The 2,379-nt window shown below is 41.1% G+C and carries 2 protein-coding genes and 1 pseudogene; 1 reads left to right on the top strand and 2 read right to left on the bottom strand.

The features are described from left to right. A pseudogene (locus A3729_RS13425) lies at positions 1 to 647 on the bottom strand (type IV-A pilus assembly ATPase PilB); the annotation flags it as partial. Positions 648 to 1,158: 511 nt separating this feature from the next. On the opposite strand from A3729_RS13425, the gene A3729_RS33965 reads away from it, so the two are divergent. Next, positions 1,159 to 1,641, top strand: a complete 483-nt coding sequence (locus tag A3729_RS33965; RefSeq protein ID WP_304438929.1) for a pilin — start codon at positions 1,159 to 1,161, stop codon at positions 1,639 to 1,641. Positions 1,642 to 1,748: 107 nt separating this feature from the next. Here A3729_RS33965 and A3729_RS13415 read toward each other — a convergent pair whose 3' ends face one another. After that, positions 1,749 to 2,087, bottom strand: coding sequence for a helix-hairpin-helix domain-containing protein (locus tag A3729_RS13415; RefSeq protein WP_068512906.1), 339 nt, complete (start codon positions 2,085 to 2,087; stop codon positions 1,749 to 1,751). Positions 2,088 to 2,379 lie beyond the last annotated feature (292 nt).

Genomic DNA, 2,379 nt, shown 5'->3' with positions numbered 1-2,379 from the left:
CGAACGCGGTAGCTTTTTTCATAAGGTTCGAAGTGTAAATCTGATGCGCCAGTTTTGATTGCGTCGAGTAGCATCTTGTTGACGTATTTAACAATCGGCGCATCATCCGCATCACTAGCCGACACTTCATTGTCTGAGTCATCGCTCTGATCAACATCGATGTCGTCAAGGTCTGCATCGTCCAGATCGCCCATCGTTGTATCCTGCGACTCAAGATACTTCTCGATGGCTGCATTAAGCTTGTCATCTTCAACGAGTATTGCGTCAACACTTGCGCCTGTATGAAACTTGATTTCATCAAGGGCAATAATATTGGTTGGGTCCGATACCGCAATAAAAAGCCGATTGCCACGCATAAATAAAGGCAGGGCATGGTGTTTTCTAATTAGCTTTTCATCAACCACCTTTTCGGGGAAGGATTCTTGCTGAAAGGCATTTAGGTCCAAAACAGGCATACCAAATTCTTGCGCAGCAGAAAATGCTAGGTCCTTGGCTTTAGCCGCTTTTGCTTGAACCAGATGGGAAACCAGTGATAAATTGTTCTGATGAGCGTGTAGCTGTGCTTTTCGGGCAGTTTCTTCATCGAGTAACTGATCCAAAACAAACTTTCTGGCCAAGCCAGTAAGTGTTGTGTTTTCTGCTGTCATGGGGCTTCTTTGCTTGAGTTAAATTCACCATTTAGATGCACAAACTAATGTTTGGACTAAATAACTGGCTTTAAACGGTTTAGCGCTTGCTGATAAACGCATACATATATAAGGAAGTGTAGTGGAAGTTTTCAGATTTAAAAGAAAGCTTCGCATAGTGTGAGTAACTGACAAATATTGTCACTTCCTGTCATCAAGAGTATGGTCCAATACTTGTGATAATACTTCAAGGTAATTCTATAAAAGAACTGTAATCTACTGACTAATAAGGGAAATAATATTAATATTTGTAATTGGCACGTTGCCTGCTATTGTTTAAGTGTCGGTACGCAGAGTGTGAAGACTGATTGCAAACGCTTAGAAGAGCAAGCAACTTTCCTGACGCGAAGCCATCCTTAAGGGTAGACTCAAGTTTACCTTTAAAGATGGGTTCCAGATTGAAGGTAGTAGTAAAGCAAACAGGCTACTAAAACAATCGAGCGGCCATTTATACTAAATCTGGAGATATATTATGAATATGAAAAAGAATCAGCAAGGTTTTACGCTAATTGAATTGATGATCGTTGTTGCGATTATTGGTATTTTGGCAGCGGTTGCCATTCCTGCTTATCAGGATTACACGATTCGAGCGAAAGTAACTGAAGGTATGGTTTCTGCGGCTGCGCTGAAAATTGGAGTAACAGATATGTTCGCTGATAGTGGTGTAGCTGGTATTGATTCGTATGCTGCTGTAGTTGCTGGGGACCAAGCGAACTTGAAGACTGGTTCAATTAAGGCAATCACTATTGATAAGTCTACAGACACAAATCCAGGAACAATCACTATTGATATGACTCTGATTCCTGCGATCTCTGGTGCAGGTAATCTTGCCTTCGTACCTTCGATTGGTACAAATCCTTTAGCGGATGCCAATGCAGCGGGAACAATTGTTTGGGCTTGTGATACTGCAGCAACAACAATTGCTGATAAATTCCTACCAGCGACTTGTAAGTAATCGCTACATAGGAACTAGCTAGCCTTTAAGGCTGCTAACGAGAAACCCCGGCTTAGTCCGGGGTTTTTTGTGTCTGAAAGGTTGATAAAAACATAAAGATTAATGTTTTACTCAAGACTAAGTAAGTGTTCATTCTTGCTTAATGTACTTTTGCCTATACCTTTTACTGCAACTAACTCTTCGAGGCGGGCAAACTCACCATAGCGCTCACGATAGTCAACAATGGCTTCAGCTTTTTTTAAACCTACGCCTTTCAATGCTTTGGCAATAGTTTGAGCATCTGCGCTATTGATGTTTATGGCCTTACTGGTTTGTATTGAACTATTTGGTTCATTGTCTGCATAGCTAATATTGCTGAAAGAAAGCAGCAAGCTAAACAAAAAAGGGATAAGCAGGCGGGGAGGGATGTTTGCGATGTTGTTAGAAAGAAAAGAGTTTGATTTCATAAGTTCGCTCCTTGCGTTAATAGAATCAAGTGCATGAACGGCTATTGAGCAATCCGTGTCAAAGCTTGTGTCATGCAAGTTCGATATTAACGGCTTCAGAGGCGATAGTGAATACTAATTCTATGATTATTCCTAATTAATTTAACTCACTGACACAATTAGCGACAATCACTATTGTATTCACTAAGGACTTGGTTAAAATGAAGTCAGGCGCTCGCAGAAGCGCTCAGAAACTGGAGAATGATAAGGATAAATCGGACGTGCTAAGTAAGTTGTTACACCTTCCCCGGTA

Source organism: Oleiphilus sp. HI0043, assembly GCF_001634935.1.
The sequence above is the reverse complement of the archived record's forward strand: the minus strand, read 5'-3'. Positions and strand labels throughout refer to the sequence as shown.